General features: G+C 54.3%; 1 protein-coding gene. It reads left to right on the top strand.

The features are described 5' to 3' along the window. The coding region (locus tag KEHDKFFH_RS19955) for a zonular occludens toxin domain-containing protein (RefSeq protein WP_277872188.1) at nt 1-717 on the top strand (717 nt) is incomplete at both ends.

Consider the following 717-nt stretch of genomic DNA (forward strand, 5'->3'; position numbering starts at 1 on the left):
TTCGATTCCCTGGAAAAAGTCGAGGAAGCCTTAAACGAAACCCTTCCCGAAGAAGCCGCCATCCTGAATGTGAACACCGAGGGCAGGGAAGAGAAGGCGTACATGGCAAGGTGGTTTCATTGGGCTCCCCAGGGCGCCATGGTCATCATCGACGAAGCCCAGGCCATCTATCCGGCCAAACGCAAAGACTTCAAACCGGAAAACCTGGATTACCCCGGCGGCGCGGACCAGGCCAAACAGGACGAACGCCCCGCCGACATGTTCGAAGCCTACGACATGCACCGGCACTACAACTGGGACGTCTTCCTGTGCACCCCGAACATATCCAAGGTCCATATGGACATCCGACAGGCCGCCCAGGTGGCCTTCCGTCATTACTCCATGGGCGAGCTACTGCCCTGGAAAAAGGGCAAATGGAGGGAAGTAGAACATGACCCAGAGAACAATGGTAAAGCCAAAAGCCATGCATACGGAGTCCCGAAAGAGTACAAATCGGACCCGACGATCTTCGCCACCTACCAGAGCACAAAGACCGGCGACCATCAGTCCAATCAAGGCCCCCAAAGCGTTTTTAAAGATAAACGCGTTGTGGGTTATCTTTCGCTGTCAGTCATTTCTCTACTGGTGTTTGCCTACCTTGCGGTCGGCATCTTCGAAAGGGAAAGAACTTTCGATGCGGTTGATCCGACGGATATTCAAAGTATCGATGCGGCTGGC

This window comes from Marinobacter maroccanus (assembly GCF_002933275.1).
Taxonomy (GTDB): Bacteria; Pseudomonadota; Gammaproteobacteria; order Pseudomonadales; family Oleiphilaceae; genus Marinobacter; species Marinobacter maroccanus.